General features: G+C 66.3%; 23 protein-coding genes and 1 tRNA gene. 10 read left to right on the top strand and 14 right to left on the bottom strand.

What is annotated here, in order from left to right; genetic code table 11:
* The first annotated feature begins 158 nt into the window (after window positions 1-158).
* A complete protein-coding gene (locus ACO06X_RS07010) occupies window positions 159-1,199 on the top strand; it encodes an alcohol dehydrogenase family protein (protein ID WP_421839222.1) in 1,041 nt (346 codons plus the stop codon).
* Between the two features lie 115 nt (window positions 1,200-1,314).
* Here ACO06X_RS07010 and ACO06X_RS07005 read toward each other — a convergent pair whose 3' ends face one another.
* From ACO06X_RS07005 to ACO06X_RS06990, 4 genes are read right to left on the bottom strand one after another with little or no spacing between them, the layout of a single operon-like run.
* A complete protein-coding gene (locus tag ACO06X_RS07005; RefSeq protein ID WP_421839221.1) occupies window positions 1,315-2,115 on the bottom strand; it encodes a DeoR/GlpR family DNA-binding transcription regulator in 801 nt (266 codons plus the stop codon).
* Entirely contained in the window at window positions 2,116-3,366 is a 1,251-nt protein-coding gene (locus ACO06X_RS07000) for an MFS transporter (RefSeq protein ID WP_421839220.1), read from the bottom strand. It lies immediately after the preceding gene.
* A gap of 3 nt (window positions 3,367-3,369) precedes the next feature.
* Window positions 3,370-4,515, bottom strand: a complete 1,146-nt coding sequence (gene lldD, locus ACO06X_RS06995; RefSeq protein WP_421839219.1) for an FMN-dependent L-lactate dehydrogenase LldD — start codon at window positions 4,513-4,515, stop codon at window positions 3,370-3,372.
* Window positions 4,512-5,897, bottom strand: coding sequence for an FGGY-family carbohydrate kinase (locus tag ACO06X_RS06990; protein WP_421839218.1), 1,386 nt, complete (start codon window positions 5,895-5,897; stop codon window positions 4,512-4,514). Before ACO06X_RS06990 ends, lldD begins: the two co-directional genes overlap by 4 nt.
* Window positions 5,898-6,037: 140 nt before the next feature.
* Between ACO06X_RS06990 and ACO06X_RS06985 the strand changes: the two genes are divergently transcribed.
* From ACO06X_RS06985 to ACO06X_RS06970, 4 genes are all read left to right on the top strand, one after another.
* On the top strand, window positions 6,038-8,104 hold the full coding sequence (locus ACO06X_RS06985; RefSeq protein ID WP_421839217.1) for a bifunctional rhamnulose-1-phosphate aldolase/short-chain dehydrogenase: 2,067 nt from the start codon (window positions 6,038-6,040) through the stop codon (window positions 8,102-8,104).
* A gap of 226 nt (window positions 8,105-8,330) precedes the next feature.
* Entirely contained in the window at window positions 8,331-9,638 is a 1,308-nt protein-coding gene (gene rhaI / locus ACO06X_RS06980; protein ID WP_421839216.1) for an L-rhamnose catabolism isomerase, read from the top strand.
* Window positions 9,639-9,743: 105 nt separating this feature from the next.
* Window positions 9,744-10,868, top strand: a complete 1,125-nt coding sequence (locus ACO06X_RS06975) for a DUF47 family protein (RefSeq protein ID WP_421839865.1) — start codon at window positions 9,744-9,746, stop codon at window positions 10,866-10,868.
* 3 nt (window positions 10,869-10,871) lie between these two features.
* The gene (locus ACO06X_RS06970; protein WP_421839215.1) at window positions 10,872-11,885 is read left to right on the top strand and encodes an inorganic phosphate transporter; all 1,014 of its coding nucleotides are present in this window, start codon (window positions 10,872-10,874) and stop codon (window positions 11,883-11,885) included.
* A gap of 157 nt (window positions 11,886-12,042) precedes the next feature.
* Here ACO06X_RS06970 and ACO06X_RS06965 read toward each other — a convergent pair.
* The 3 genes from ACO06X_RS06965 to ACO06X_RS06955 all read right to left on the bottom strand — a co-directional run bounded on the left by ACO06X_RS06965 (window position 12,043) and on the right by ACO06X_RS06955 (window position 14,329).
* A tRNA-Thr gene (locus tag ACO06X_RS06965) sits at window positions 12,043-12,118 on the bottom strand.
* A 19-nt stretch (window positions 12,119-12,137) separates the two neighbouring features.
* Complete coding sequence (locus ACO06X_RS06960) at window positions 12,138-13,010, bottom strand: hypothetical protein (RefSeq protein WP_421839214.1); 873 nt, start codon at window positions 13,008-13,010, stop codon at window positions 12,138-12,140.
* On the bottom strand, window positions 13,007-14,329 hold the full coding sequence (locus tag ACO06X_RS06955) for a replication-associated recombination protein A (protein ID WP_421839213.1): 1,323 nt from the start codon (window positions 14,327-14,329) through the stop codon (window positions 13,007-13,009). Before ACO06X_RS06955 ends, ACO06X_RS06960 begins: the two co-directional genes overlap by 4 nt.
* A 335-nt stretch (window positions 14,330-14,664) precedes the next feature.
* Between ACO06X_RS06955 and ACO06X_RS06950 the strand changes: the two genes are divergently transcribed.
* The 4 genes from ACO06X_RS06950 to ACO06X_RS06935 all read left to right on the top strand — a co-directional run bounded on the left by ACO06X_RS06950 (window position 14,665) and on the right by ACO06X_RS06935 (window position 18,628).
* Window positions 14,665-15,279 (top strand): PadR family transcriptional regulator, encoded by a 615-nt coding sequence (locus tag ACO06X_RS06950; RefSeq protein ID WP_421839212.1) that lies wholly within the window; start codon window positions 14,665-14,667, stop codon window positions 15,277-15,279.
* Complete coding sequence (locus ACO06X_RS06945; RefSeq protein WP_421839211.1) at window positions 15,276-15,596, top strand: DUF2218 domain-containing protein; 321 nt, start codon at window positions 15,276-15,278, stop codon at window positions 15,594-15,596. Before ACO06X_RS06950 ends, ACO06X_RS06945 begins: the two co-directional genes overlap by 4 nt.
* A gap of 53 nt (window positions 15,597-15,649) precedes the next feature.
* A complete protein-coding gene (locus ACO06X_RS06940) occupies window positions 15,650-16,084 on the top strand; it encodes a hypothetical protein (protein ID WP_421839210.1) in 435 nt (144 codons plus the stop codon).
* A gap of 129 nt (window positions 16,085-16,213) precedes the next feature.
* A complete protein-coding gene (locus ACO06X_RS06935) occupies window positions 16,214-18,628 on the top strand; it encodes a beta strand repeat-containing protein (RefSeq protein ID WP_421839209.1) in 2,415 nt (804 codons plus the stop codon).
* 21 nt (window positions 18,629-18,649) lie between these two features.
* Here the strand turns inward: ACO06X_RS06935 and ACO06X_RS06930 are convergent, their stop codons facing one another.
* The 7 genes from ACO06X_RS06930 to typA form a co-directional block, all read right to left on the bottom strand.
* Window positions 18,650-19,894 (bottom strand): glycosyltransferase family 4 protein, encoded by a 1,245-nt coding sequence (locus ACO06X_RS06930; RefSeq protein ID WP_421839208.1) that lies wholly within the window; start codon window positions 19,892-19,894, stop codon window positions 18,650-18,652.
* A gap of 129 nt (window positions 19,895-20,023) precedes the next feature.
* Window positions 20,024-20,404 carry a hypothetical protein gene (locus ACO06X_RS06925; RefSeq protein WP_421839207.1) on the bottom strand — a complete coding sequence of 127 codons (381 nt, stop codon included), beginning with the start codon at window positions 20,402-20,404 and terminating at the stop codon, window positions 20,024-20,026.
* A 120-nt stretch (window positions 20,405-20,524) separates the two neighbouring features.
* Window positions 20,525-20,968, bottom strand: a complete 444-nt coding sequence (locus tag ACO06X_RS06920; protein ID WP_298169499.1) for a hypothetical protein — start codon at window positions 20,966-20,968, stop codon at window positions 20,525-20,527.
* Between the two features lie 381 nt (window positions 20,969-21,349).
* A complete protein-coding gene (locus ACO06X_RS06915; protein WP_421839206.1) occupies window positions 21,350-22,294 on the bottom strand; it encodes a hypothetical protein in 945 nt (314 codons plus the stop codon).
* Window positions 22,261-23,193, bottom strand: coding sequence for a tetratricopeptide repeat protein (locus tag ACO06X_RS06910; RefSeq protein WP_421839205.1), 933 nt, complete (start codon window positions 23,191-23,193; stop codon window positions 22,261-22,263). Before ACO06X_RS06910 ends, ACO06X_RS06915 begins: the two co-directional genes overlap by 34 nt.
* A 201-nt stretch (window positions 23,194-23,394) precedes the next feature.
* On the bottom strand, window positions 23,395-23,916 hold the full coding sequence (locus tag ACO06X_RS06905; protein WP_421839204.1) for a DUF1993 domain-containing protein: 522 nt from the start codon (window positions 23,914-23,916) through the stop codon (window positions 23,395-23,397).
* 129 nt (window positions 23,917-24,045) lie between these two features.
* A complete protein-coding gene (typA, locus tag ACO06X_RS06900; protein ID WP_421839203.1) occupies window positions 24,046-25,872 on the bottom strand; it encodes a translational GTPase TypA in 1,827 nt (608 codons plus the stop codon).
* Window positions 25,873-26,079: 207 nt separating this feature from the next.
* On the opposite strand from typA, the gene ACO06X_RS06895 reads away from it, so the two are divergent.
* Complete coding sequence (locus tag ACO06X_RS06895) at window positions 26,080-26,508, top strand: DUF805 domain-containing protein (protein ID WP_421839202.1); 429 nt, start codon at window positions 26,080-26,082, stop codon at window positions 26,506-26,508.
* Window positions 26,509-26,645: the final 137 nt, after the last annotated feature.

The following is a 26,645-nucleotide window of genomic DNA, read 5'->3' as shown; positions in this document are numbered from 1 at the left end:
CACAGTCGAATGCACTTCCCCGCCGCCCCCACTCCGCTCACGCTGAGCTTGTCGAAGGGTGTTTGCCGCAAGCGCTGCGCCAGCATGCTTCGACAAGCTCAGCATGAGCGGGATTGGTTGCGGTATGGCGGGGCGAAAGCACGGAAAGGTCTCTGCGCATGAAAGCCCTGCGCTACTACGGCGCGCGCGATGTCCGCTATGAAAGCATGGACGATCCCGCGCCCCAATCGCTGGCAGACGCCGTGGTGCGCGTCACCGCCTGCTCGATCTGCGGCTCCGATCTGCACATCTACCACGGCCACGGCTTTTCGGAGGACAAGGGCTTCTGTGTCGGCCACGAGGCGGTGGGCGAAGTGGTCGAAGTCGGCAGCGCGGTCCAGCGCCACAAGGTCGGCGATCTCGTCATGCTCCCCGCTGCGGTCGGCTGCGGCCGCTGCCGTTCGTGCCTCGCGGGCGTGGTCCACACCTGCGAGTTCAATGCCAGTGCCTGCTACGGCCTCTCCGCCCGCCTGCAAGGCTCGCAGGCCGAAGCCGTGCGCGTGCCCGCCGCAGACATGAACGCCGTCCCCATCCCCGAAGGCGTCAGCGAAGATCAGGCGCTGATGATGACCGACGCGCTGGCGACGGCATGGTTCGGCGCGCGCCAGGCCGATATACGGCCCGGCTCGTCGGTCGCCGTCATCGGCCTCGGCCCCATCGGCCTGATGGCGGTCGAAAGCGCCTATGTGATGGGCGCGCACGTGGTCTACGCCGTCGATCCGATCCCCGAACGCCGCGCGATGGCGGAAGCATCGGGCGCGATCGCGCTCCACCCGGGCGAAGCGCTCGAACGCATCAAGGTGGACACGAAAGGCCGCAAGCTCGATTGCGTCGTCGAAGTCGTCGGCAGCGACGCGACGGTCGATTTCGCGCTGCGGCTGGTGCGCCCGCGCGGCACAGTCTCGGTCATCGGCGTCCAGCAATCGCGCCGCTTTGCCTTCCCGCTGGAACGCGCCTTCGCCGCCGGCCTCACCTTCCGCATCGGCACCTGCTCAGTGCCGGAGGAATTGCCCGCGCTGTTCCCGCTCGTCCAGTCCGGCCGCCTGAAACCCGAACGCACGATCACCCACCGCATGCCCTTGAGCGAAGGCGCGGAGGCTTATCGGTTGTTCGAAGCGCGCGAGGCAGGGGCGTTGAAAATGGTGCTGACGCCGGATTGAGGGCCGCCCAACACACCCCAGAACCGCTCATGCTGAGCTTGTCGAAGCATCACACGCAACCGTCGCGCCAGCACCCTTCGACAAGCTCAGGGTTAGCGGTTGGGGGAAAACGGGTCTACCCCGCCACCACCAGCTCAACCCCCGCCGCCTTCACCATCGCCGCATGATCCGGCGCGATCCCCGCGTCGGTCACCAGCACATCCACTTCATCCAGCCCGCACACAATCGTGCCCGAACCGCTCGCGAACTTCGCCGAATCCACCAGCAGGATCACCTGCTCCGCCCGGTCGATCAGCCGCCGCTCCGCCGCCACCAGCACCACGTCCTGCTGCATTACCCCCTGCGGCCCCACCGAAGCCGCGCCCATGAACAGCTTGGGCGCGTGGAAGCGCGGCATCGATTCCTCGCCTGCCGCCGCGAGGATAATGTTCTGCTCGCGAAACACCGTGCCCGATGGCACCAGAATGCGCGTGCCCGCCTGCGGCAGCAGCGCGTTCACGATGTGGAGCGAATTGGTCAGCACCTGCAGCCCCAGCCCCGCCAGATGCGGGCACATCTGCAAGGTCGTCGTGCCGCCGTCGATCATCACGCCTTCGCCCGGCTCGCACAGCGCTGCCGCCGCCGCGCCGATGGCGCGCTTGGCGGCCATGTTGCGGTTGATCGATTGGTCGAACGGCGTGCCCGCCAGTTGCAGCACCGGCGCGCGCGGCCCTTCGGCCAGCTTCGCCCCGCCGTGCACCCGCACGATGGCCCCGGCATCCTCCAGCCGCGCCAGATCGCGCCGGATCGTCGCGGGCGAGGCATCGAGCGTCGCTTCCAGTTCGCGATAGGTCACGAAGCCGGTGCCCTGCATCGCCTCGACGATCACCTTTTCGCGTTCCGCCGCGTGCACCCGTGCCCCCTTGATTACATGCAATCAAAAACCGTCATGCCGCTCGGCCTCGAGTTGTTCAAGGCTTTTGCCCTCATTGCGCGGCGCCCACACAAAGCCGATCACGCCCGAGACAATGAGGAACCCCGTCAGGATCACCGCCAGCGTGGTAAAGCCCGTCGCCGTCAGCAGCGGAACGAAGAAGCTGAACACGCCAAGGCTCACCCGCACGATGGCAAAGCACACCCCCTGCGCGGTCGAGCGCAGCATGGTCGGAAACATCTCCGCGCTCCACAGCTGGAAAAAGCTCTGCGCGCCAAACCCGCCGCCAAACTGCAGCAGGAACACATAGAGCAGCGCCACCGGGATCGTCAGCGGGAAGACCGCCAGCAGCCCCATGCCCACCACCTGCACCGCCGCCGAGATCGCGAACAGCGTCCGCTGGTTCACCCGGTCCGCCAATTGCATGAACACGAGCCCGATGGAGGCCATCCCGATGGCAAAGCTCAGCGCCTGAATGCCCACCGCCTGCGCCTGCGTCGCTGCGCCCACGGTGCGCAGGATATAGGGGAAGAAGAACCCGTTGGTCCCCGCCCACAAGTTCCAGAAGCCGTACATGCCGACAAGGCCAAGGATCGAGCCGAGGTGCTTGCCCTTGAACAGCGAGGATATCGGCGGCCGCTGCTCGCCCGATGCCTGCGCTTCCTTCCACCGCACCGATTCCGCCATGCGCGAACGCAGGAACGCCAGCGCAATCGCAATGACCAGCAGATGCGCAAAAACGATCCGCGCGCCAAGCTCGCCAAGCCCTGTCAGCGCGAGGCTCATCAGCAGCACCACGACCGGCCCCAGGTACCACAGCACTTGCGCCATACCCGAATGCCGCGCCCGTGCGCCATCGGGCGCACCCTCGGCAATCAGCGACCACGAGGCCGGAATATCCGCGCCCACCGCCAGCCCCACGATCAGGAACCCCGCCACGATCATCCACGGCGCCACGGCAAAGACGAGCAGCGCCATGCCCGCGGCGTAGATCAGCATGTCCCACTGGTAGATCGTCTTGCGCCCCAGCCGGTCGCACAGGATCCCGCCCACCAGCGCGCCCACGCCCGCACCAATCGCATTCGGCCCGAACGCGCCCAGCAGCCCGAGGAACCCCGGCGAAAGGTGATAATGCTCCTGCCACAGCGCCAGCGCCACCGATCCCGCCACGATCGAGCCCGCATCAATATAGTTGGCGAGCCCCGCCAGAATCGTGTCACGCCATGCGGTTTTCCCGTGCGCTGCCTCGCTCAAACGCTATCCCCTCACCAAGTTGTCCCGGCCGATCTGGCTCACCCGCGTTACGCCCGTCAGCGCCATGGCGACGCGCATTTCCGCATCGATCAGGCGCAGCATCTTCGAAACCCCGGCCTCGCCGCCCGCCGCCAGCGCAAAGGCCCATGCCCGCCCCAGCAGCACGCCCTTCGCGCCCAGCGCCAGCATCCGCACCACATCGAGGCCTGACCGCACGCCGCCATCGGCCAGCACAGTCAGCCGGTTGCCCACCGCATCGGCAATCGGCGGCAAGGCGCGCGCGCTCGAAAGCACGCCGTCGAGTTGCCGCCCGCCGTGGTTGGAAACCACAATGCCATCGGCGCCCACTTCGGCGGCCTGCCGCGCATCCTCGGGATCGAGGATTCCCTTGATGATCAGCGGTCCAGACCACTCACTGCGGATAAAATCGAGGTCGCGCCAATGGATCGAGGGATCGAAGTTCGCGCGCATCCACGCGAAGAAATCCTCAAGGCCGGTCCGCCCCTTCAGCACGGGCGCAATATTGCCAAGGTGATGCGGACGGCCCCAGAGCCCCACGTCCCACGCCCAACCGGGCCGCATCGCCGCCTGCGCAGCGCGCCGCAGATCGCCCATCAGTCCCGAAGCCCCCGCAAGGCCCGAGCGCACATCGCGGTAGCGGCTGCCCGGCACCGGCATGTCCACGGTGAACATCAGCGCGCTCACCTGCGCCTCCCGCGCCTCCGCCAAGAGCGCGCGCATATGCCCCCGGTCGCGGATCATGTAGAGCTGGAACCAGAAGGGTTTGCTCGCCGCTCCTGCCACTTCCCCCAAGGGGCAGACCGAGACGGTCGAGAGCGTGAACGGCACCCCGGCTTTCTCCGCCGCGCGCACGGCCTGAACTTCGCCCCGCCGCGCGTTCATCCCCGCCAGCCCGATCGGCGCGAGCGCCACCGGCATCGCTTGGCTTCGGCCGAACAGCTCCGCCGAAAGATCGATATCCGCCACATCGGCGAGCACCCGCTGCCGCAGCGCAATCCCCGCCAGATCGCTCACGTTCCGCCGCAGCGTTTCCTCGGCATAGGAACCGCCATCGAGATACTCGAACAGGAAGTGCGGCAGCCGCCGCCGTGCGGCTTCGCGGAAATCGGCGATATTGGCGATGATCACGGCGCAGTCTCCATCCGCCAGCGCGCGCGAAAGGCAGAGAGATCGCCGGCCAGCGGCTCCACCTGCCGCAACTCGGCGGATGGCACCAGCCCCGGATTGGCCAGCCGCAGCGCGCCGAACGCCGCATCGCCCGGCCCATCCGCGACCATCACGCGCATGTCCGGCCGCAGCGCCGCCAGCGCTCGCACGAAGACCTGCGCTCCGGCAAAGCGACCCTCCACCAGCAGTGTCTCGCGCGCGCCGATCAGGTCGAGCGAAGCATCCGCCACCAGCGCGGCATAAAGACACGCCGCCGCGCGCCGGTCATCCGGCTCGCCAATCCACCGCGCCGCGTGATCCGGGAACGGCCCGCAGCCCGGCGCCAGAGTCGGCAGCAGCATCGCGCCATTCGCCAGCAGTTCCGGCACTGCCGCGATCAGCTCGGCCTGCTCCGCCAGCGCATCGACCGCCGCACCGTCTGCCGCGATCTCGATCTCCCGCCCGCCCATAAATCGCGCCGAAGGCGCCGCGCGCCCCTCGACGTCCACGTTCACCAGACAATCGCGCCCCTCCGGCAGAACCGGTGCGCTCCGCTGCGCCCGCCGCATCGCGACAAACCACGTGCCGGTTGAAAGCACCGTCGCCTCGTGGTCCGCAATCTCGGCAAACCCGCGCGCCCCGTGCAGCGCCGCGTTGGAATCGTGGACCCCGGCCAGCACGCGCACTTGCGGGGAGAGCCCCGTTGCCGCCGCAATCTCCGGCTTCAGCATGCCCACCACATCGCCCGCATGGGCCAGCGGCGCAAACTGCGCGGCCCAGCCCATGCGCTTGGCCAAAGGCGAAAACCCGCCCGCCGCCGGCTCCCACAGATCGGTATGGCACCCAAGCGAGCTCACCTCGCTCACCGCCACTCCGCTCAGAAACCAAGCCCAGTATTGCGCCCAGGGCAGCAGGGTCGTCCCCGCCAGCGCGCCCTGTTCCTCAAGCGACCACAGTAGCGCGCCAAGGTTCAATCCGTGGGGCAGGGCAGGGGAGCCCGTCACGCCGAACGGATCCCGCGCAGCCCGGTAGCGCGCCATCGCGTCTGTCGGAATCGCCGCTTCATAGTCAAGCGGCGCAAAGGCCAGCGCGCCATCCCGAAGCGCCGCGACCCCGGCGCCGTGGCCTACCGGTACAATCGCTTCAACCGGATGTGCCGCCCACGCCCCCAGCGCCTCGACCAGCCAGCGAGAAATCCCCGCCACATCGAGCACGGCGCCCGCCACCGCATTGGGCCGCGCACGCGCGTCGAGCCGACGCCCGGCGCGGTCCCACAGCGAGACCTTGCTCAGGCTTTTGCCCATATCGATCACGATGAAAGCGCCCTCGTTCAGCGCCCGTCTCCCCTTATCTGAAACGATCATTATCAATCAATATTGATCGTTTCCAGTAGAAATGTTAGCAACCGCTTCGAAGGCAGCCTCGCTGCCGCTGCCGGATGCCTGTGATGAACGCCCATACCCCCCCAATGCCTTCAAGCTCAGCTCCCGCGATCCCCTTCGCCGTGCCCGTCAGCCGCTGGGACGACGCCCACGCCGCCACGCTGCGGCCTGAGGAATTGCTCCTCTATCGCTCCAACCTCCTTGGCAGCGACCTTACCGTCACCAACTTCGGCGGCGGCAACACGTCCGCCAAGCTCACCGGCACCGATCCTCTTACCGGTGCCGAAGTCCCTGTCCTCTGGGTCAAAGGCTCGGGCGGCGATATCGGCTCGATGAAACTGGACGGCTTCTCCACGCTCTATCAGGACAAGCTCCTCGCCCTCGAAGCGCACTATTCCGGCCCGGACGACGACGACACAATGGTCGGCTTTCTCCCCCACTGCACCTTCAACCTCAATGCCCGCGCCGCCAGCATCGATACGCCGCTGCATTCGCTGCTGCCCTTCGCCCACGTCGATCACGTCCACCCCGATGCGATCATCGCGCTCGCCGCCAGCTCGGGCGGTGAGGCGGCAACGCAGGCGATCTGGGGCGGCAGGATCGGCTGGCTGCCGTGGAAACGCCCCGGCTACACCCTTGGCGTGATGCTGCGCGATTATGTCCGCGCCAATCCGCACGTACAGGGCGTCATGCTGGCCGGCCACGGCGTGATCTGCTGGGCGGACAGCGCCAAGGCCGCCTACGAACACACCATCAGCCTGATCGCCGATGCCGCCCGCTATCTCAACAAGGCGATGGCCGGAAAGCCCGCGTTCGGCGGCCAGATCGTCGCCCCGCATCCGGACCGCCACGCCATTGCCGCCGATCTCATGCCCCGCCTGCGCGGGCTGATGACGGGCACTCGCCGCAAGCTCGGCCACTTCTCGGATGATGCCGAAGCGCTCGAATTCACCGGCAACGCCGATTTCCAGCGCCTCGCCGCGCTCGGTACCTCTTGCCCCGATCACTTCCTGCGCACCAAGATCGCCCCCCTCACGCTCGATCCCGCCCGCCTGACGGATGACACCTACCTCGCGCAGCAACTGGCGGACTACCGCGCGCTCTACGCCGCCTATTACGAACGCTGCAAACGGCCGAACTCCCCTGCCATGCGCGATCCCAACCCGGTCGTCGTGCTGGTGCCGGGCCTTGGCCGGATCACCTTCGCATCCGACAAGACCACCGCGCGCCTTGCCGGAGAATTCTATGGCAACGCCATCAACGTCATGCGCGGCGCGGAAGCCATCGGCGACTACATCGCGCTCGACGAACAGGAAGCCTTCGACATCGAGTACTGGCTGCTCGAGGAAGCCAAGCTCCAGCGCATGCCCGCGCCAAAGCCCATGGTCGGCCGCATCGCGCTCGTCACCGGCGGGGCAGGGGGCATCGGCGCCGCCACCGCGTTGCGCCTCCTTAAGGAAGGCGCCTGCGTGCTGCTGGCCGACCGCGACGGCGATGCGCTGGAGGCCACCCGCGCAGGCCTCGCGCAGCAGTTCGGCAAGGATGTGATCCGCACCGCCACCTTCGACGTTACCGACGAAGCCGCCGTCACCGCCGCCTTCGCCACTTGCGCGCGCGAATTCGGCGGGCTCGACATGCTCGTCGCCAATGCCGGAATCGCCTCCTCCGCCACCATCGAGGAAACGACCCTAAGCCTCTGGCACCGCAACCACGATGTCCTCGCGCAGGGCTACTTCCTCACCGCCCGCGCGGCATGGCCGCTGCTCAAGCGCATGAAGGATCAGGGCGGCTCGTCGGTCGTCTTCATCGGCTCGAAGAACGCCGTAGCCGCCGCCGCCGGGGCCTCCGCCTATGCCTCGGCCAAGGCCGCCGCCAACCACCTCGCGCGCTGCCTTGCGCTGGAAGGCGCGCCCGATGGCATCCGCGTCAATATCGTGAACCCTGACGCCGTGATCCGCGGCAGTCGCATCTGGGACGGCGACTGGCGCCGCGAACGCGCCGCCGCCAACAAGGTCGATGCGGGCGAGGAGCTCGAAGCCCACTACCGCAACCGCTCGATGCTGAAGCGCGATGTGCTCCCCGAAGACATCGCCGAAGCCGCCGCGTGGCTCGCTTCCGATCTTTCCGCCAAGTCCACCGGCAACATGATCAATGTTGACGCAGGCAACGTGCAGGCGTTCACGCGGTGATGTCGATAAACATCAGATCCACAAACACCCTTGTCACCCTGAACTTGTTTCAGGGTCCATCTCTCCGCCTGAACGGAGTGCCGAGTTCGAGAACCAAGCCTCGCGGTTTGCCGTCTTCCAGATAGCGCCGCGTATCCGGCACGATGGACCCTGAAACAAGTTCAGGGTGACGGACGATGAGAGAGTGATTGTCCCGCACCTGTAGGGAGCGGCAGAAAGGAATACGATGATTGAGCTGCCCATCTCGTCCGACCTCATCGCAGACCGCAACCACGTCCACCGCGAGGCACTGGAAGACGACTACGCCGCCTTGGGTCGCAAACTCGCCCGCACCGGGATCGAAATCGATGCCATCAAGGCCAAGGTCGCGGCCTTCTCCGTCGCCGTCCCCTCATGGGGCGCGGGGCGCGGCGGCACGCGCTTTGCCAAGTTTCCGATCCCTGGCGAGCCGACGAACATTCACGAAAAGCTGGAAGACTGCGCCGTCATCCAGCAGCTCGGCCGCAGCACCCCGCGCGTCTCGCCCCATTTCCCGTGGGACAAGGTGAGCGATTACAAGGCGCTGCGCGAAGAGGCCGCCGCGCTTGGCCTCGGCTTCGATGCGGTCAATTCCAACACCTTCCAGGACCAGCCCGGCCAGCCCCACACTTATGCCAACGGCTCACTCGCCGCGCAGGATGCCGCGACGCGCAGCCAAGCCGTCGAGCACAACATCGAATGCATCGAAATCGGCCGCCAGCTCGGCTCCACCGATCTCACCGTCTGGGTCGGCGATGGCACCAATTTCCCCGGCCAGCAGGATCTCGGCCGCAGCCTAGACCGCTATCTCGAAGCCGCCGCGCAGATCTACGCCGCGCTGCCGGACGACTGGCGCATGCTGCTCGAACACAAGATGTTCGAGCCCGCGTTCTACTCCACCGTCATTTCCGACTGGGGCTCCTCGATCCTCGCCGCGCAGGAGCTCGGCCCCAAGGCCAAGTGCCTCGTCGATCTCGGCCACCACGCGCCGAACGTGAATATCGAACAGATCGTCGCACGCCTCCACCGCTTCGGGAAGCTCGGCGGCTTCCACTTCAACGATAGCAAATACGGCGACGACGATCTCGATTCAGGCGCGATCAACCCGCATCAGCTGTTCCTCGTGTTCAACGAACTGGCCGAGGCCGAAGCCAATCCGCGCGCCAATGAACGGGAAGGGGGCTTCAACCCCAGCTACATGATAGACCAGTCGCACAACGTCACCGATCCCATTGAATCGATGCTCTCGTCCGCCGAGACGATCACCCAGTGCTACGCCAAAGCCGCACTGGTGGACCGCGCCGCGCTCCATGCCGCGCAGGAAGCCAACGATACGATGATGGCCTTTCAGGCGCTGCGCCGCGCCTACAACACCGATGTCGCCCCCATCCTCGCCATGGCGCGCCTGGAGGCGGGCGGCGCGATCGATGTGCTGGAGGCCTTCCGCCTCAGCCAATACCGCAGCCGCAAGGCACAGGAACGCAAGGTCGTGGGGCTTGGGGCGGGGATCGTCTGAAGATTGCACCGGATTTCTGACGATATCTTGTCAAAATCCTGTCACGAAACTGGCATTCGATTGCAACCGATGGTCTAGAGACTGCCGGATTCCGGGAGCCTGACCATCAGACAGATCGCCGCCTTGCCCTATCGCTTCGAAGACGTCGCCGCCGATGCGGGGGTGCGCGTAATGCTGGTCACCTCGCGCGAGACGAAGCGCTGGGTCATTCCCAAGGGCAATCTCAGCGCGTCGATGCTGCCCCACCTCGCCGCAGCGCGCGAAGCGGAAGAGGAAGCGGGCGTTGCCGGGGCGGCTTGCCCCACCCCGCTCGGCAGCTACCGCTACCGCAAGAAGCGCGGCAACGGCGCCTCGCTGATGGTCGATGTCGATGTCTTCCCGCTTGCTGTCACGCGCGAAATGCCCGCGTGGAAGGAACAGCACCAGCGCGAGCGCCGCTGGTTCACGCTGGCCGAAGCGGCAGACGCGGTGGACGAGCCCGATCTGCGCGATCTCATCCAATCTTTCGCCGCATCCGAATTCAGGGCAGCGACACAGCGCACGAGTGTGCTAGGGGCCGTGGCGCACCACACACGGATCGGATCGATGTTCGCCTGGTTTCAGCGTCTCTTGCCCCAATCGGGCAACTTCTTCGATATGTTCGAGGCTCACGCCACCACAGTCCTCGCCGCTTCCGATGCGATGGCGCGGCTGCTCGAAGAAGGCTCATCCAGCGCCGATCACATCCGCGAGATCAACGAGCGCGAGAACGACGCTGACGAGATCACTCGCACCGTGCTGCAAACGGTGCGCAAGACCTTCCTCACCCCGTTCGACCGCGGCGCGATCACCAGCCTGATCGGCGCGATGGACGATACGGTGGACGAGATGCAGGCCGCCGCCAACGCGATCAGCATCTATGAGGTGAAAACGTTCGCCCCCGAAATGCGCGATATGGCCGCGATCATCGTCGATGCCGCCCGCGTCATGGCAGAGGCCGTGCCGCTGCTGCGCGATGTCGGGCGCAACGGAGCGCGACTTCATGAACTGACCGAACGGCTTGTGCGCATGGAAGCGCATGCGGACGAGATCCACGCAGCGGGCCTGCGCCGTGCGCTGCGCGATCATGGCGCCACCGATACGCTGCGCTTCGTGGTCGAGCGCGAGGTCTACAAGCACCTCGAACGCATCGTCGATGCCTTTGAAGATGCCGCGAACGAGATCGACGGCATCGTGATCGACCATTCGTAAGCCATGCACGAGCTTGCTTTCCCGCTGCTCGTCGGGCTGATCGCGATCGCGCTCGCGTTCGATTACCTGAACGGCCTGCACGATGCCGCCAATTCGATCGCCACGGTGGTCGCCACCCGGCTGCTCACGCCGGTGCAGGCGGTCGTTTTCGCGGCCGTGTTCAATGCTGGCGCCTATTTCCTGACGATCACCTTCCCCAGCCTCCAGGCCGTGGCCGCGACTATCGGCAAGGGCCTGATCGACAAGGACCTCGTCACCCCCGCAGTCGTCTTCGGCGCGCTGATCGGGGCCTCGGTGTGGAACATCCTCACCTGGCTCAAGGGCATTCCCTCTTCCAGCAGCCACGCGCTGGTCGGCGGTCTGATCGGCTCGGGGCTTGCCCATGCGGGCCTCTCGGGCATCCAGTGGAGCGGACTGAACAAGACGCTGATCGCCATCGTGCTTTCGCCCACGATCGGCATGCTGCTGGCGATGGTGGTCATGCTCATCACCAGCTGGCTGTTTCGCCGCTCCTCCGCGCGCACGGCGGAAACGCGCTTCCGCTATCTGCACCTCGTCTCGTCCGCCGCCTATTCGCTCAGCCACGGCTTGAATGATGCGCAGAAGACGATGGGGATCATCACGGTCCTGCTCTATTCCACCGGTCGCCTCACTGGCCCGTTCGAAGTGCCGCACTGGGTTGCGATCAGCTGCTATATCGCGATCGGGCTCGGCACGCTGACAGGCGGGTGGAAGATCATCGAGACGATGGGCGGGCGCATCACCAAGCTTTCGCAGCATCAGGGCTTCAGCGCCTCGTTTGCGGGTTCGATCGTGCTGTTCGGCGCCTCGGCATTGGGCGTCCCCGTCTCGACCACCCACACCGTCACCGGCGCGATCATCGGCGCGGGCACCGCCCGCCGCGCGTCTGCCGTGCGCTGGGGCGTGGCGCAGAGCGTGGTCGTGGCATGGATCATCACGATCCCCGCCTCCGCCGCCGTGGGCGCGCTGTTCTACGGCCTGACGACGCTGTTCTGATCACACCTCGGTCGGCTTCAACGCCTCCACCGTCATGCCAAAACCCTCGTCATTCCCGCGAAGGCGGGAATCCAGAGCGGCCCACGCGATGGCCGCGCACAAACGCCCTGGACCCCCGCGTGCAGGGGGTGACGATCAATGAAAGCAAATCGGGTGATGGTGCCGGCTACAGGATTCGAACCCGTGGCCCCCTGATTACAAATCAGGTGCTCTACCAACTGAGCTAAGCCGGCCCTGGCGCCGTCCTTAGCGTCAGGTGGCGCCAAAGGTCCAGCCCTCGGTGCGGGCAATTGCATCCGTCAGCCCAGAGGGCGACCACAGCGCCGGATCGTGCGCCACCTTGCGCAGCCATGCCGCCGCCATCAGCGCATCGCTCGTGTGATCATCCACCGCGCCCACGATGCCCACCGGCGCGCTCCCCAGCCGGGCGAGCGCTTCGTCGAGCTCCGCGCCATCCCTGACCTTCGACCGGCTCGCGCTGCGCCCCGCCGCCATGGCCGCAATCGTCGTGTAGATTTCGCAGATCACCGAGCCCGCCGCGGGCAGCGGATCGATCGGCCAGACCGCATGCCGCCCGCCGAGCCGGTGCAGCACCCGCATCCCCGAAAGGCTCGATTTGCCCACTTGCGCCGCGCCGACGAGGTTGAAGTTCGAATAGGGCGAGCACCCCATGGCCTGCTGCGCCAGCTCGGAAGCCCTGAGCCGCCCGCGCCCGCCTCCGAACGCCGCCCCCTCGCGTCCGCCATGCCGCCGGAAGTGCGCCGAAGCCTCGGGATGATCGACAAACGCCCCCACCGATAAGTGCGGCTCATGGCCGCAAATCGCATCGATCAGCGCCCACAAGCCCTTCGCGTCCGCCGGGCTCTCCGCCCAACCGGGAAAGAACGCGCCGCGATCCACGAAGGCGAGGGAAATGCCCAGATCCATCCCCACCAAGGCATCCGCCGGCAAGTCATCCCGGAGCCACTCGAGCACCTCGCTCCGCGACCAGCGATGCCCCGGCCGCACCAGCTTCGGCGCCGCGCCGCCCGCCCCGCAGATCGCCACCGCAATCCCCCGGTGCCGCTCCCCCGCCGCGCCGGACCAGTCAATCGCTGCGAAATGTTTGAAACGCTGCGGCTTCATTCCCCCCGCCGCTCGCGCCGCTTCTTGTCCCACCAATCCAGCCGCTTCACGATCTCGCGCTCGAACCCGCGCTCCACCGGCTTGTAGAACTGCTGTGGCCGCATCTCTTCCGGCCAGTAGTCCGCGCCGGAAAAGCCATCCTCGGCCTCGTGGTCATAGGAATAGCCTTCGCCATAGCCGATGTCCTTCATCAGCTTGGTCGGCGCATTCAGGATATGCGGGGGCGGGCTGAGCGAACCTGTCTCCCGCGCGCTCTTGAAGGCCGCCTTCTGCGCCGCATAAGCCGCGTTCGATTTGGGCGCTGTCGCCAGGTAGAGGCAGGCTTGCACGATGGCCAGCTCTCCTTCCGGCGAGCCCAGAAACTGGTACGCATCCTTCGCCGCGAGGCACTGCACCAGCGCCTGCGGGTCCGCCAGTCCGATATCCTCGCTCGCAAAGCGCACCAGCCGCCGCAGCACGTAGAGCGGCTCCTCGCCCGCCGTCAGCATCCGCGCCATGTAGTAGAGCGCGGCTTGCGGGTCCGATCCGCGCAGCGCCTTGTGGAGCGCCGAAATCAGGTTGTAATGCCCGTCGCGGTCCTTGTCGTAGACCGCCACGCGCCGCATCAGGAACTTCGCCAGTTCCTCCGGCCCCAGCGGCGCGGGCAAGGACACGTCAAACAGCGTCTCGGCCTGCCCCAGCAGGAACCGCCCGTCGCCATCCGCCGAAGCGATCAGCGCCTCGCGCGCAGGCGGGGTGAGGGGGAGCCTGAGCCCCGTCAGCTCCTCCGCCCGCGCCAGCAGCGATCCCAGCGCGTCGGCATCCAGCCGGTGCAGGATCAGCACTTGCGCCCGGCTCAGCAGCGCCGCGTTCAGCGCAAAGCTCGGGTTCTCGGTCGTCGCGCCCACCAGCGTGACGGTGCCCTTCTCGACATAGGGCAGAAACCCGTCCTGCTGCGCGCGGTTGAAGCGGTGGATCTCGTCCACGAACAGCAGCGTCTTGCGCCCGATCTGCGCCATGGCCTCGGCCTCGCCAAAGGCCTTCTTGAGGTCCGCCACGCCAGAAAACACCGCGCTGATCGCCACATAGCGCAAGCCCACCGCATCGGCGAGCAGCCGCGCGATGGTCGTCTTGCCGGTGCCCGGCGGGCCCCACAGGATGATCGAGGAAAGCTTCCCCGCCGCCACCATCCGGCCAATCGCGCCATCCGGCCCGGTCAGGTGATCCTGTCCGACGACTTCGCCAAGGTTCGCCGGACGCAACCGCTCGGCCAGCGGCGCATCGTGGCCGGCAGCATCGCGCGGCGTTTCGGCAGGGGAGGGGGCGAAGAGGTCGGACATCCGACTCCGGCGATACCAACGCAGGCCTTGCCCGTCACCCCGCACGTTGCGCGGCGCGCCCAGCGCAGGAAGAATAGCCGAACCCCGGGTCAAGCCCGGGGTGACGGGATTATGTATCTGAAACATAGCTCATTTCTTCCTTCGTCACCCCGGACTTGATCCGGGGTTTGGCTTCCTTCCGCCGCCCGACCAGCAAAAACTCTCGCTCACCCTCTTGCCAAGAGCGTTTAAAGATATATCTTAGAGCCATCATGAAGCATCAAGGATATGCAATGCGATTTCACAGACACGGCCATGACCATGGCCACAAACACGGCCTCGGGCATCACTTCGCCATGAAAATGATGGCGCGCGGCTTCGGCGGAGGATGGGGTCATCGCGGCGGCGGTTGGGGCGGCGGATTCGGCGGCGAAGACTGGGACGATGAAGGCCCAGGCTTTCGCGGTCGCGGCCGCCACGGCGGGCGGGGTGGACGCATGTTCGGCCCCGGCGAATTGCGCCTGCTCCTGCTCCTCCTGCTCGATGAACAAGACCGCCACGGCTACGAACTCATCAAGGCCATCGAGGAATTGGCCGCCGGCGCCTATGCGCCCAGCCCCGGCGTGGTCTACCCCACGCTCCAACTGCTGGTTGATGAAGGCATGATCACCGAAGTTCCGGGGGAGGGCGCCCGCAAGGCCTTCACCATGACCGAGGCCGGCCGCTCCGAACTCGCGCCCCGGATGGAGGAAGCCAAGGCCGTCGTCCAGCGCCTCGGCGATTTCGGCAAGGCCCGGTCCGAGGCGGAAGGCCGCAGCGGCAGCCCGCCTTTGCGCCGCGCCGTCGCCAATCTCATGCTCGCTTTGCGCCACAAGGCCGGCGGCGGGCTGGATGAGGCTACCGCGCACCAGATCGCCGATATCCTGGACGAAGCGGCGCGCAAGATCGAACGCCTGGGCGCCGCGCAATGAGCAGCGCACAGGCCATCGTCGCCACCCAGCATGCCAGCAAATACCTCCAGCAGGTCTGCAAACACTGGGAACACAACCTCGCCGTCACCTTCGATGCGCAGCAGGGCACCGTCACCTTCCCGCGTGACGCGCGCGGCGCAGCGTGGGCGGGGGATGCGGTGGTCACCTTCACCGCGCAGCCCGATGCACTCGAATGCCACATCGCCGCCAGCGAGCCGGGCCAGCGGGACGGCCTCAAGGGCGCGGTCGAGCGTCACATCGATCGCTTCGCCTTCCGCGAAGAGCTGACGTGGGCATGGTCCGATCTGGATGGCTGATTGCCAGCGCTCCCTCTCCGGCGTAAGCTCCCCGCCGGAGAGGGAGATCATCCATGCCCCTGAACCCAAGACCGAAAACCCCCGTATCGTTCTGGATCATCGCGGTGCTCAGCCTGCTGTGGAATCTGTTCGGCTGCTACGATTACCTGATGTCGAAGCTCTCGCCCGAAAGCTACTTCGCCAGCATGGGCATGAACGCCGAAAGCGCCGCCTATATGGCCAAGCTTCCCGCATGGCTCACTGCATTCTGGGCGCTCGGCGTCTGGGGCTCGCTGCTGGGCTCGCTGCTGCTCATTGCCCGCTCGCGCCAGGCCGCTCCGGCCTTCGCGCTTTCGCTCCTCGGCCTTGCTGTCAGCCAGCTCACGCAGGCATTCTGGTTCCACCCGCCGGAGGCCGCACCGGCGGGACTCGTGCTCACGATCTGGAGTGCGCTCGTCTTTTTCCTGATCTACGCGCGCAGCATGGCAGCCAAAGGCGTGCTCACCTGATCGCTACATCGCTGCCCCGGCTCCCCTTGCCGCAAATCACGATTGCATCCGTATCGGATATTCGCGTCGCGCGCCCATCCATGGCACTCTTCTAGGTATTAAGCCCTATTGGGCTGGGGAGAGCTGACGATGGTAGGGACCACCACCTTCAACGTCTTCGTCGATCGCGCGTCAGGCGCCTTCGATGTGAGCGTCGATTACTACATCCCCGGCTATAACGATCCGGAGACTTTCGAGCAGTTCTACGAAACCACGTGGAATTTCTCCTACTCCGGCTCGGACGGCTACTATGGCTACGGCGGCTACGGATGGGACAGCGGCTTCGGCTCCATCAGCCTCAGCTTTGCGGGCGATACGATTGCCGATGGCAGCCTCGATTTCTACGCCGTCAACGGTTTCAGCGGCGAGGAAGCGTCCGGCCGCTTCCGCATCCTCAACGCCGCGCTCGCGCAGAACAGCGTCACCCTCACGGCGGCCGTCACCGATGGCGATGCCATCTTGCTCGGCGGCGCGGGCAATGATGCGCTGACCGGGGCGGGCGGCAACGATCTGCTCGACGCAGGCGGCGGGGCCGATACGCTCGTCGCCGGCGCAGGCAACGACAAGCTCGACGGCGGCAGCGGCGCCGATCGGATGACCGGCGGCACCGGCGACGATACCTACTACGTCGACGATACCGGCGACAGGATCGTCGAAGACATTGGCGGCGGCCATGATCTCGTCTTCTCGACCATCAGCACCATTCTTGCCCCCAATATCGAGGACCTGATCCTCTGGGGCAACGGCCCGCTGAACGGGACGGGCAACGGCGAGGCCAACGCCCTCTACGGCAACAACGAGGCCAATACGCTCTCCGGCCTCGGCGGTGACGATGTGCTCTATGGCTATGACGGGAATGACAAGCTCGAGGGCGGCCAGGGCAGCGACCGGCTCGATGGGGGGAGCGGCGACGACCTCATGACCGGCGGTACGGGCGATGATGCCTATGTCATCGACAGCGCCGGCGACCGTATCGTCGAGGCAGCGGGCGGCGGCGTGGACGAGGCCCGCATCGATGGCCGCTCCACCTATTCGCTTGGCGCCGAAGTTGAAAACCTCACCAATCTGGTCGCGCTGCCGGTCTTCACAGGCATCGGCAACGGGCTCGGCAATGTCATTTCCGGCGCGGGTGGGATGGACCAGCTCTTCGGCCTTGGCGGCGCGGACCGGCTGGTCGGCGGCGATGGCAACGATACGCTCGAGGGCGGCTTGGGCGCAGACCAGCTGGTCGGCGGCAACGGCACCGATTACGCGAGCTATGCCTCGGCAAGCGGCGCTGTCACCGTCAACCTCGGCGGCCTCCCCGGATCGGGCGAGGCGGCGGGCGATACCTTCTTCAGCATCGAGAACATCATCGGCAGCCGCTTTGCCGATAGCCTCACCGGCAATGCCGCCAGCAACTACATCTTCGGCGGGGCGGGAGACGACAGCATTGCAGGTGGCGGCGGTGCCGATTGGTTCGTCGGCGGCCTTGGCGGTGATACGCTGGTCGGCGATGGCGACGACGGCGCCAGCTATGCCGGTTCCACCAGCGGCGTTACCGTCAGTCTCGCCGCGCAGACCGCCAGCGGCGGCGATGCCACCGGTGACGTGCTGACCGGCATCCGCAACATCATCGGCAGCGATCAGAACGATACGCTGACCGGCAATACCGAGGGCAACATTCTCGTCGGCGGTGGCGGCGTCGATCGGATCGACGGCGGCAACGGCAATGACGTGATCCGCGGCGGTGCCGGGGCCGATACGCTGATCGGCGGCGCAGGCATCGACAGGCTCGATTACACTGGCTCCGCCGCTGCCGTCACGGTTGATCTCGGTGCTGGCACCGCCAGCGGCGGCGATGCCACCGGCGATACCTTCTCGGGCTTCGAGGGTGTCGAGGGGTCTGCTCTGGGCGATACGCTCAAGGCCGGCGCGACCGGCAATACCCTGATGGGCGGTGCCGGCGCCGATACGCTGACCGGCGGTGCGGGCCGCGATACCGTCATCGGCGGCGCGGGAGCCGACACGATGAGCGGCGGCGGCGACATCGATACCTTGAGCTATGAGACGTCGACCACATGGGTCTCGGTCGATCTCAATTCCGGTCAGGGCTTTGGTGACGATGGGCAGGGCGACAGCTTCACCGGCTTCGAGAACCTGCGCGGCGGCCGCGCGAGCGATGCGCTCTATGGTAATGCCGGGGTCAACACGATCACGGGCGGCGAGGGCGGCGACTATATCGACGGGCGCGCCGGCAACGATGTGCTCCTTGGCGGCACCGGCGATGATGCCTTCGTGCTCGGGCCGGACAGCGGCTGGGACCGCATTCGCGATTTCACCGCCGGCGGCACCGAGGACCGGCTGCTCATTGCGTGGGACAGCCGCTACGATACCTTTGCCGAGGTCATGGCCGCTTCCCGGCAGCAGGGCAGCGACACCATCATCTCGCTCGCACCCGGCATCGGCGTCGTGCTCGAAGGCGTGCTCAAGGCAAACCTCACTGCGGCCGATTTCGTGTTCTGAACGGGTGGCTTAGCGGAACGCTCAGCGCTGCTTCAGCGCGTCCTTCTGCCGGATCAGCCTGAGGTACGTGTCCGCCACGGCCTGGTTGATCGCATCCCAGCTGAAATCGAGGCTGCGCTTTTCGCCCGCAGCGCCATGCGCTGCACGCAGTGCGCCATCCTCGACATAGGCGCGCAGGGCCTCGGCAAACTGGTGCAGCGCACCTGGCGCGATGAGGCGGCCCGAAACGCGATCGGAAACGAGGCTCTGGCTCCCGGTGGCTGCCGCTGCCACCACCGGCACGCCGCAGGCCATCGCTTCCAGCGTCACGTTGCCGAACGTCTCGGTTACCGATGGGTTGAACAGCACGTCCATCGCCGCCACTGCGCGGCCCAGATCCTTGCCGCCCTGAAACCCGGTGAAGACAGCGCCCGGCAGCCGCGCCTCGAACCACGCGCGCGCCGGGCCTTCGCCCACCACCATCACCCGGTGGCGCGTGCCATCCTTTGCGCTGCGGCGGGCGAGTTCGTCGATCGTGTCCGAAAACACGTCGAGCCCCTTTTCCATCACCAGCCGGCCGAGGAAGCCGATCACCACCTCGTCGTCGGCAATGCCCAGGCTGCGCCGCCATTCCGGATCGCGCCGCCCGGGATTGAAGATCGTCCGATCCACCCCGCGTGACCACAGCGAGATGTCATAGTTCATCCGCTCCTCGCGCAGCACTTGCGCCATCGATTCCGATGGGGCGACCAGCGCATCGCAGCGGCGATAGAACCGGCGTAGCAGCGCGGTCAGGATCGGCTCCAGCCAGGCCATGTTGTAATAGCGCGGATAAGTGTCGAAGCGGGTGTGTACGCTCGCCAGCACCGGCAATCCGCGCCCCCGCGCCCAGCTGACGGCGCGGTGTGCGGCAGGGTCCGGCGATGAGACGTGGACGACATTGGGCTGAAACGCCTTGAGATCGGCGCGTGCCTTGCGGCCCAGCGAAAACGGGATGCGGTATTCCGCGCGCCCCGGCACCGGGAATGAAGGCAGCCCCACCAGCTTGCCCATCGAAGGAAATGCGGGCTTGCGCACCTTGGGCGCATAGACATGGACTTGCGCACCCTGCCGCTGGAGATAACCCACCAGCCGGTTCAGCGCCTGGTTCGCCCCGTCGCGCACATAGTTGTAGTTGCCGCTCAGCAGCGCCACGCGCAGCCCCTTCAGCGGGGCGTCCACGGGTGATGCGTCCTGCACTGGTTCTACAATGGCGGTCTCGGCGGCGGTCTCGGCGGTGCGGTCCATCCGCGCGCCCATAGTGTCTTTTGCCCACATAAGAAAGGCGCACCGGTCATCTGCGGGCGCATGCGCTGCGCAAGTGACCGGTGCGAGCAGGGTTATCGTGAAAGCGTAGGGGTGCGACCAGACCCGAGTTTACCAGCCGCGCCAGCCTCCGCGATGCTCCCAGCGTTCGTGTTCTTCCCAGCGTTCGTGTTCGCGCCAGCGCCGCCACTGTTCGTAGCGCGGATCATAGCCCCGCCAGCCCGGATAGGCGCGGTAGGCCGGATAGGCGCGATAGACCGGATAGGCGGGGTAATACCCGCCATAATAGCGCGGCCGATTGTCGTAGCGGACATAGACGTCCGAATTGTTGTTCGATGCGATCGCTGCGCCCACGGCAAGGCCGAGCACGCCCGCGCCGATCGCCACGGCGGTATCATCGCCGCGCCGGCCGTGTGCCTCTGCCGGCACCGCCATCACCATGCTGCCGGCGGCAAGCGCGGCAGCGACAAGTCCTGGTTTCCAAAGCTTCATGGCTCTTCTCCTGCGCGGGGCCGGTCCCGGGCCTGCGCTCATCCGTGAAAGGGAGCGCCCCCGCCCTGAACCGTTTCTGAAGCGGCGCGCCCGATGCGGCGCGCCGCCCCGATATTGCGATCAGTTGCCCCGGTATTCGTCCTGATCAGTGTCCGGATCGCGATAGCCGCGCCGGTCGTAGTACCCGTCGTTGCCCTGCGGATAGCCATCGCGGCTGTAGCCCGGCTGCCCGCCCTGATAGCGCTGGTCATAGGGATCGCCGTTGTAGGCGCCCTGCCAGCTCGGCTGGCCCCGATACTGGTTCTGGTACTGAACCTGGCCGCGGTAGCGGTTGTCGTAGCGGCGGTCGTAGTGATCGCGGTTGCGGTTGCTGTTTGCCGCCGAAACGATGATCGCGCCCAGCGCCAGCCCGATGATCCCGCCCGCGATCGCCGCCCCGGTGCCGTCGCCGCCGCGGTGGTGGCGATAGCCGCCATAAGGATCGGCCATGGCCGGCGTGGCACTGGCGAGCGCCGTGGCGGCAAGGGCGATGGCAAGCGTCCCCTTCTTTGCAAACCTCAACATGGTCCGTCTCCTGAGGCGAAGGAAAGGCTGACTGGAACATCCCGCCGCGATTCGTCGCCGTCGAAGATCTGTCTAGGCCTCGCTGCCTGAACGGAGGCGGGATAGCGCTTGCAGGATTTGTTCAGATTAAAGGCGCTTTTGCTGAACGCCTTTATCAACCGCCACCCGGTCTGCTTCGCTCGGACGCTAAAAAAACTCTTGGAAACAGATGGGTAAAGACATTCCTCAGGTCCAGCATACCCGGCAAGCAGAAACGCCGGATTTTCGCAGGGCCATGGCGGACCGTTGCCACCTGAAAGAAACCGAGCGAATCCGTCATGACGATTCGCGATATTCAGAATGGGCTGGCAGCGCGCCGCGCGAACGAGGCCTGGGGTTGCCTTATTCCGGGCGGTTCCGGCTGACCCACAGTCCGGCGCGCGCGTCGTCGTAGAGCGAGCGCACTTCGGACCGTGCCAGCATCGGCATCAGATTGCGCTCGAACCCGGTGAGCCACCGCCGCAGCTCGGCCAGCTCCGGCGCGCGCGACCCTGCGGCTGGTTGCAAGGCGCGTGATGCGGCCAGCAGCCGGTCCCGCTCCCGTGCAAGGCCTTGTCCGGCATAGCGCTCGTTGATCAGTCCCAGCTGGTGGCGTGCCCCGGCCACGGCAATCGCCGCCGTTTCCGGATCGCCCGCAGCAGCAAGGTGCTCCGCCGCCATGACCGAGAGACGCACGAGCGCAATTTGATCGGCAAGACGGCGCGGCTGTTCCTGCTCCGCACCGCAATCGCCGATCGCGCGGACATAGGCCGCGAGCGCAGAAAGCGCCGCAGGCGAAGGCTCGCGCCCGGAAAACTCCTCGACGATAAGTCCTCGCAGGAACCGCTCGAGCGCGCCGGAAGCAGGATCCCGCGATACGTTCACCGGGAATGCCAGATCAGGGATCGGTTTGGGATCGAACCGTCCATTGGCCCGCGCCGGGCTGAAGAAGCTGGAGCTGACATCCGCCGTCCCGGGCCCTGCCGAAACACCGTCCAGCTGAAAGTGCGGATTGCGCCGCCCGTTGCTGTGGCAGCTGGCGCAGCTCATGTCCGCGCGCGCGGCCTGCCCACCCAGCAGCATCGGGGCGTTAAACAGAGCTTCGCCGATCATGACCTGCGCATCGCCCGCTGCCGCCCGCGAACACATCGCCGGCTGGCGGGTCAGCGCCGCCGCCTCATGCCCGGGCGCAATCCAGATCAGCGCGCTCAGCGCAGGCGCGCCGGCGCCCCACGCGCTCGTTGCCACGATCAGCGCCAGCGCGGCGCTGGCCGTCAGGAGGCGGATTTGCCAGACTCCCGCAGCCACCGGCGCAGTTCGTCGGCCTGCTGGCACCCGAAACCGCACAGGCCATCCAGCCGCGCAAGGTGTTGCCGCGCTCCGGCCACATCCCCCAGCTCCAGCTTGAGCTCGCCGTAGTATTCCAGCGCGCCGCGATGGGTCGGCGCCACCGCCAGCGCCATCTCATACCAGCCACGCGCCGCGTCATAGCGGTGCAGCTTGCGGTTGGCGAAACCGAGGTAGGTCAGGATGTCGGGATGGGGGCCCGCCGCCCACAGCGAACTTTCCAGCTCGGCAATGGCCTCGCCATAGCGGTGCTCGTTGATCTTGCTCACCGCCGAAACATAGACAGCGTCGATCGAAGCGAGCGGCGCGATGGCGCGCTGCGGCGCATAGGCCTGCGGAGATCCTGCCATCGCGGCATCCACAGCCGCAATTGCCGCATCGAGGCTGGCCGCATCCGGGCAGGTCCCCGCGCACTGCGTCTTGCGCGCGGTGAGCATGTCGCGCTGCTCGCCCGCCTTGGCGGTATCGCCCAGCTTCGCCAGCACGACGCCAAGATCGCGGTGCGCATCGATCATCGTGGCATCATGGCGCACCGCCTGTTCCAGCGGCCGCTTCGCCTTCTTGAATTCACCCATCTGCAGATAGCTCGAACCAAGCAGATACTGCGCGGGCGCATGCGTCGCCACCACATCGGTCACATGCCGGAAAGCCGTTACCGCATCCTTGAAGTTCTGCGCCTGATAGGCCGCAATGCCCTTCTGGTATTCCGCTGCCGGATCATATTGCGGCGCAGACTGGCTTGGTGCCGACATGCCGCCGCCCCCGCCGCCACCGCCGCCCGCTGCCAGCACCGGTCCCACCGGCACGAGCGCCAGCAGCGCCCCAAGGGAAATGACACGAAGCCCCGCATGAATGGACATGACCCTGCTCCCGATGCTGCTCCCGCCCAGCCAATGCTGCGCGAATCCCACATAAGACTTACCACGACGATCAACGGATCAGCGCAGGGTTTTATTCCGGGCAGGGCGCATTTTTTGAAAGGCCGGGCGGCTGACCACCCCCCCAAACGCAAAAAGGGCGGCCCGCAAAGGCCGCCCTCCTGTCTGGACCCAGGCCCGCGCTCACCGCTTGATGCGCGGCATGCCCATGAAATCGCCCTTGCCCACCTTCACGCCCTGTGCGCGCAGGATCGCATAGGCGGTCGTGGCGTGGAAATAGAAGTTGGGCTGCGCGAACGAGAGCAGGAAGTTCGCGCCAGTGAAGGGCAGCTTCATCTCGCCAAACGCAAACAGCGTGTCGCTCTCGCCCAGCGCTTCGAACTCCGCCGGGTCCAGCGCGGAAAGCTCGGCGATGGCGCCCTGAATGGCCGCATGGAGGCCCGCGAAGTCCGTCGGCCACGGCGTCAGATCGGGTTCAAACAGGCCGGCCTTGACCCCGGCGACGGCCCCCACCGAATGCGCTGCGCAGCTCTTCACCTGATAGCCCAGCGGCAGCATGTCGGGTGCCAGCCGCGCATCGATCAGATCGCTTTCGCCGCGCCCATGCTCGGCGCAGAACGCCTCGGCCTTGTCCAGCAGCTTGTCCACTGCACCCAGAATCTGGAGGTTGGAAGGCACGACGGCATCGTAAAGGGAAATCGGCATCATTCTGCTCCGGTTGTTTCGGCGCAGGCTATGTCATTGCCGGGCGGTAAGGTCCATGCCCGCTGGCCCCAAACGAAAAGGGCGGCCTGCAAAGGCCGCCCCTCGTGTCTCATCCGAAGCTCGCAGCGCTTACGCCGCTTCCTTCTTCCGCCCGGCCTTCTTGCGCTCGTGCGGATCGAGCAGCGCCTTGCGCAGGCGGATCGACTTCGGCGTCACTTCGACCATTTCGTCGTCGTCGATATAGGCGATGGCCTGTTCCAGCGTCATGATCTTCGGCGGGGTCAGGCGGATCGCATCGTCCTTGCCGGTCGAACGGAAGTTCGTCAGCTGCTTCGACTTCATCGGATTGACTTCGAGATCGTCGGGCTTGGCGTTTTCGCCGATGATCATGCCTTCATAGAGCGGCGTGCCCACGCCCACGAACAGGATGCCGCGCTCTTCCAGCGGCCCGAGTGCATAGGCCACCGCCTCGCCCGCGCCGTTGGAGATCAGCACGCCGTTCTTGCGGCCTTCGATCCGGCCCTTGTAGGGGCCATACTTCTCGAACAGGCGGTTCATGATGCCGGTGCCGCGCGTGTCCGAAAGGAACTCGCCGTGATAGCCGATCAGGCCGCGCGAGGGTGCCGAGAAAGTGATGCGCGTCTTGCCGCCGCCCGAGGGGCGCATGTCGGTCATCTCGCCCTTGCGGGTCGCCATCTTTTCCACGACCGTGCCGGCGAACTCGTCGTCAACGTCGATCACGACGGTTTCATAAGGCTCGGTCCGGCCGCCGTCCTCGTCTTCGCCATAGAGCACGCGCGGGCGGCTGATGCCGAGCTCGAAGCCCTCGCGGCGCATCGTCTCGATCAGCACGCCCAGCTGCAGTTCGCCGCGGCCGGCCACTTCGAAGCTGTCCTTGTCGGCGCTCTCGGTCACCTTGATCGCCACGTTCGATTCGGCTTCGCGCTCCAGCCGGTCGCGGATCATGCGGCTGGTCACCTTGGTGCCCTCGCGCCCCGCCATCGGCGAATCGTTCACCGCAAAGCGCATCGAAAGCGTCGGCGGATCGATCGGCTGCGCATAAAGCGGCTCGGTCACGGTTGGATCGGCGATGGTGTTGGCCACTGTCGCCACGGTCAGGCCCGCGATGGAGATGATGTCGCCCGCCTTGGCTTCGTCCACCGGCACGCGCTCAAGGCCCCGGAACGCCATGATCTTCGAGGCGCGGCCCGTCTCGACGATCTTGCCGTCGCGGTCCAGCGCGTGGATCGGCGAGTTGACCTTGATCGTGCCCGACTGGACCTTGCCGGTCAGGATGCGGCCAAGGAAGTTGTCACGGTCGAGCAAGGTCACGAGGAACTTGAACTGCCCGTCAACGTCCGCAGCCGGCGGCGGCACGTGATCGACGATCTTCTGGAACAGCGGGTTCAGCGTGCCCTCGCGCGCTTCCTGGTCTTCGCTGGCATAGCCATTGCGGCCCGAGGCATAGAGCACCGGGAATTCCAGCTGCTCGTCATTGGCATCGAGGCTGACGAACAGGTCGAACACTTCGTCGAGCACTTCCTGCGGACGGCCATCGGGGCGGTCGATCTTGTTGACGACGACGATGGGTTTCAGGCCCAGCGCCAGCGCCTTGCCGGTCACGAACTTGGTCTGCGGCATCGCGCCTTCGCTGCTGTCCACCAGCAGGATCACGCCGTCCACCATGCTCAGGATGCGCTCCACCTCGCCGCCGAAGTCGGCGTGGCCGGGCGTATCGACGATGTTGATGTGCGTGCCGTTCCACTCGACCGAGGTGCACTTGGCGAGAATGGTGATCCCGCGCTCCTTTTCGAGGTCGTTCGAATCCATCGCGCGCTCTTCCACGCGCTGGTTGTCGCGGAACGTGCCGGACTGGCGGAACAGCTGGTCCACCAGCGTGGTCTTGCCGTGGTCGACGTGCGCGATGATCGCGATATTGCGCAGGGTATTGGACATGAAGACGCTTTCGATAGAATCACGGGATCAGCGCAGGCCGCAGGCAGCACGCCGTGCCCAGCGTTGAGGCCGGGTCATCGGCGCGCGCTTACCCGTAATTGTGCGATGCGGCAAGGGTGGCCAGCGTGCAATGCGCAGCAACCCTTGCCTCAAACGCCGATTGATGGCTCTACCTGCCATAACGGTATCACGAAAGGCCCCTGCGCGATGAACTGGATGTTGCTGCCCTACCGCCGCTACGCCGAATTCACCGGCCGCTCGCGCCGCCGCGAATACTGGATGTTCGTGCTGTTCTGGGTGCTGGTCTTCGCGGTGCTCAACGCGCTGTTCGGCACCAACGAGGTCGTCCGCACCTCTACGGACCTTGGCACCGGCTTCAGCTATGGCAGCCGCCTGACGGGCGGGGGTGGGGTGATCGGCAGCCTGTTCGCGCTGGTGAGCTTCATCCCCGCGCTCGCCGTTTCGGTGCGCCGCCTGCACGATCAGGACCGCACCGGCTGGCTGCTGCTGCTCATGTTCCTCCCCTTCTTCGGCGGTTTTGCGCTGTTCGTCCTGATGTGCCTCGAAGGCACGCGCGGCTCCAACCAGTACGGCCCCGATCCCAAGGACCCTGGCAGCGTGGATGTGTTCCGCTGAAGAGTGGTTTCGCGCAGAGATCGCAGAGATCGCAGAGGCATTCCGGCCACGGCTAAGCTGCTTTTGATCACTTCCGTTGGATCAACAAGGGCCTGCAGCCCGAACGAAGCCGCGCTAGCACTCTTCTCTGCGGTCTC

The sequence above is a fragment of the Novosphingobium sp. genome, assembly GCF_965229225.1.
Classification (GTDB): Bacteria; Pseudomonadota; Alphaproteobacteria; order Sphingomonadales; family Sphingomonadaceae; genus Novosphingobium.
The sequence above is the reverse complement of the archived record's forward strand: the minus strand, read 5'-3'. Positions and strand labels throughout refer to the sequence as shown.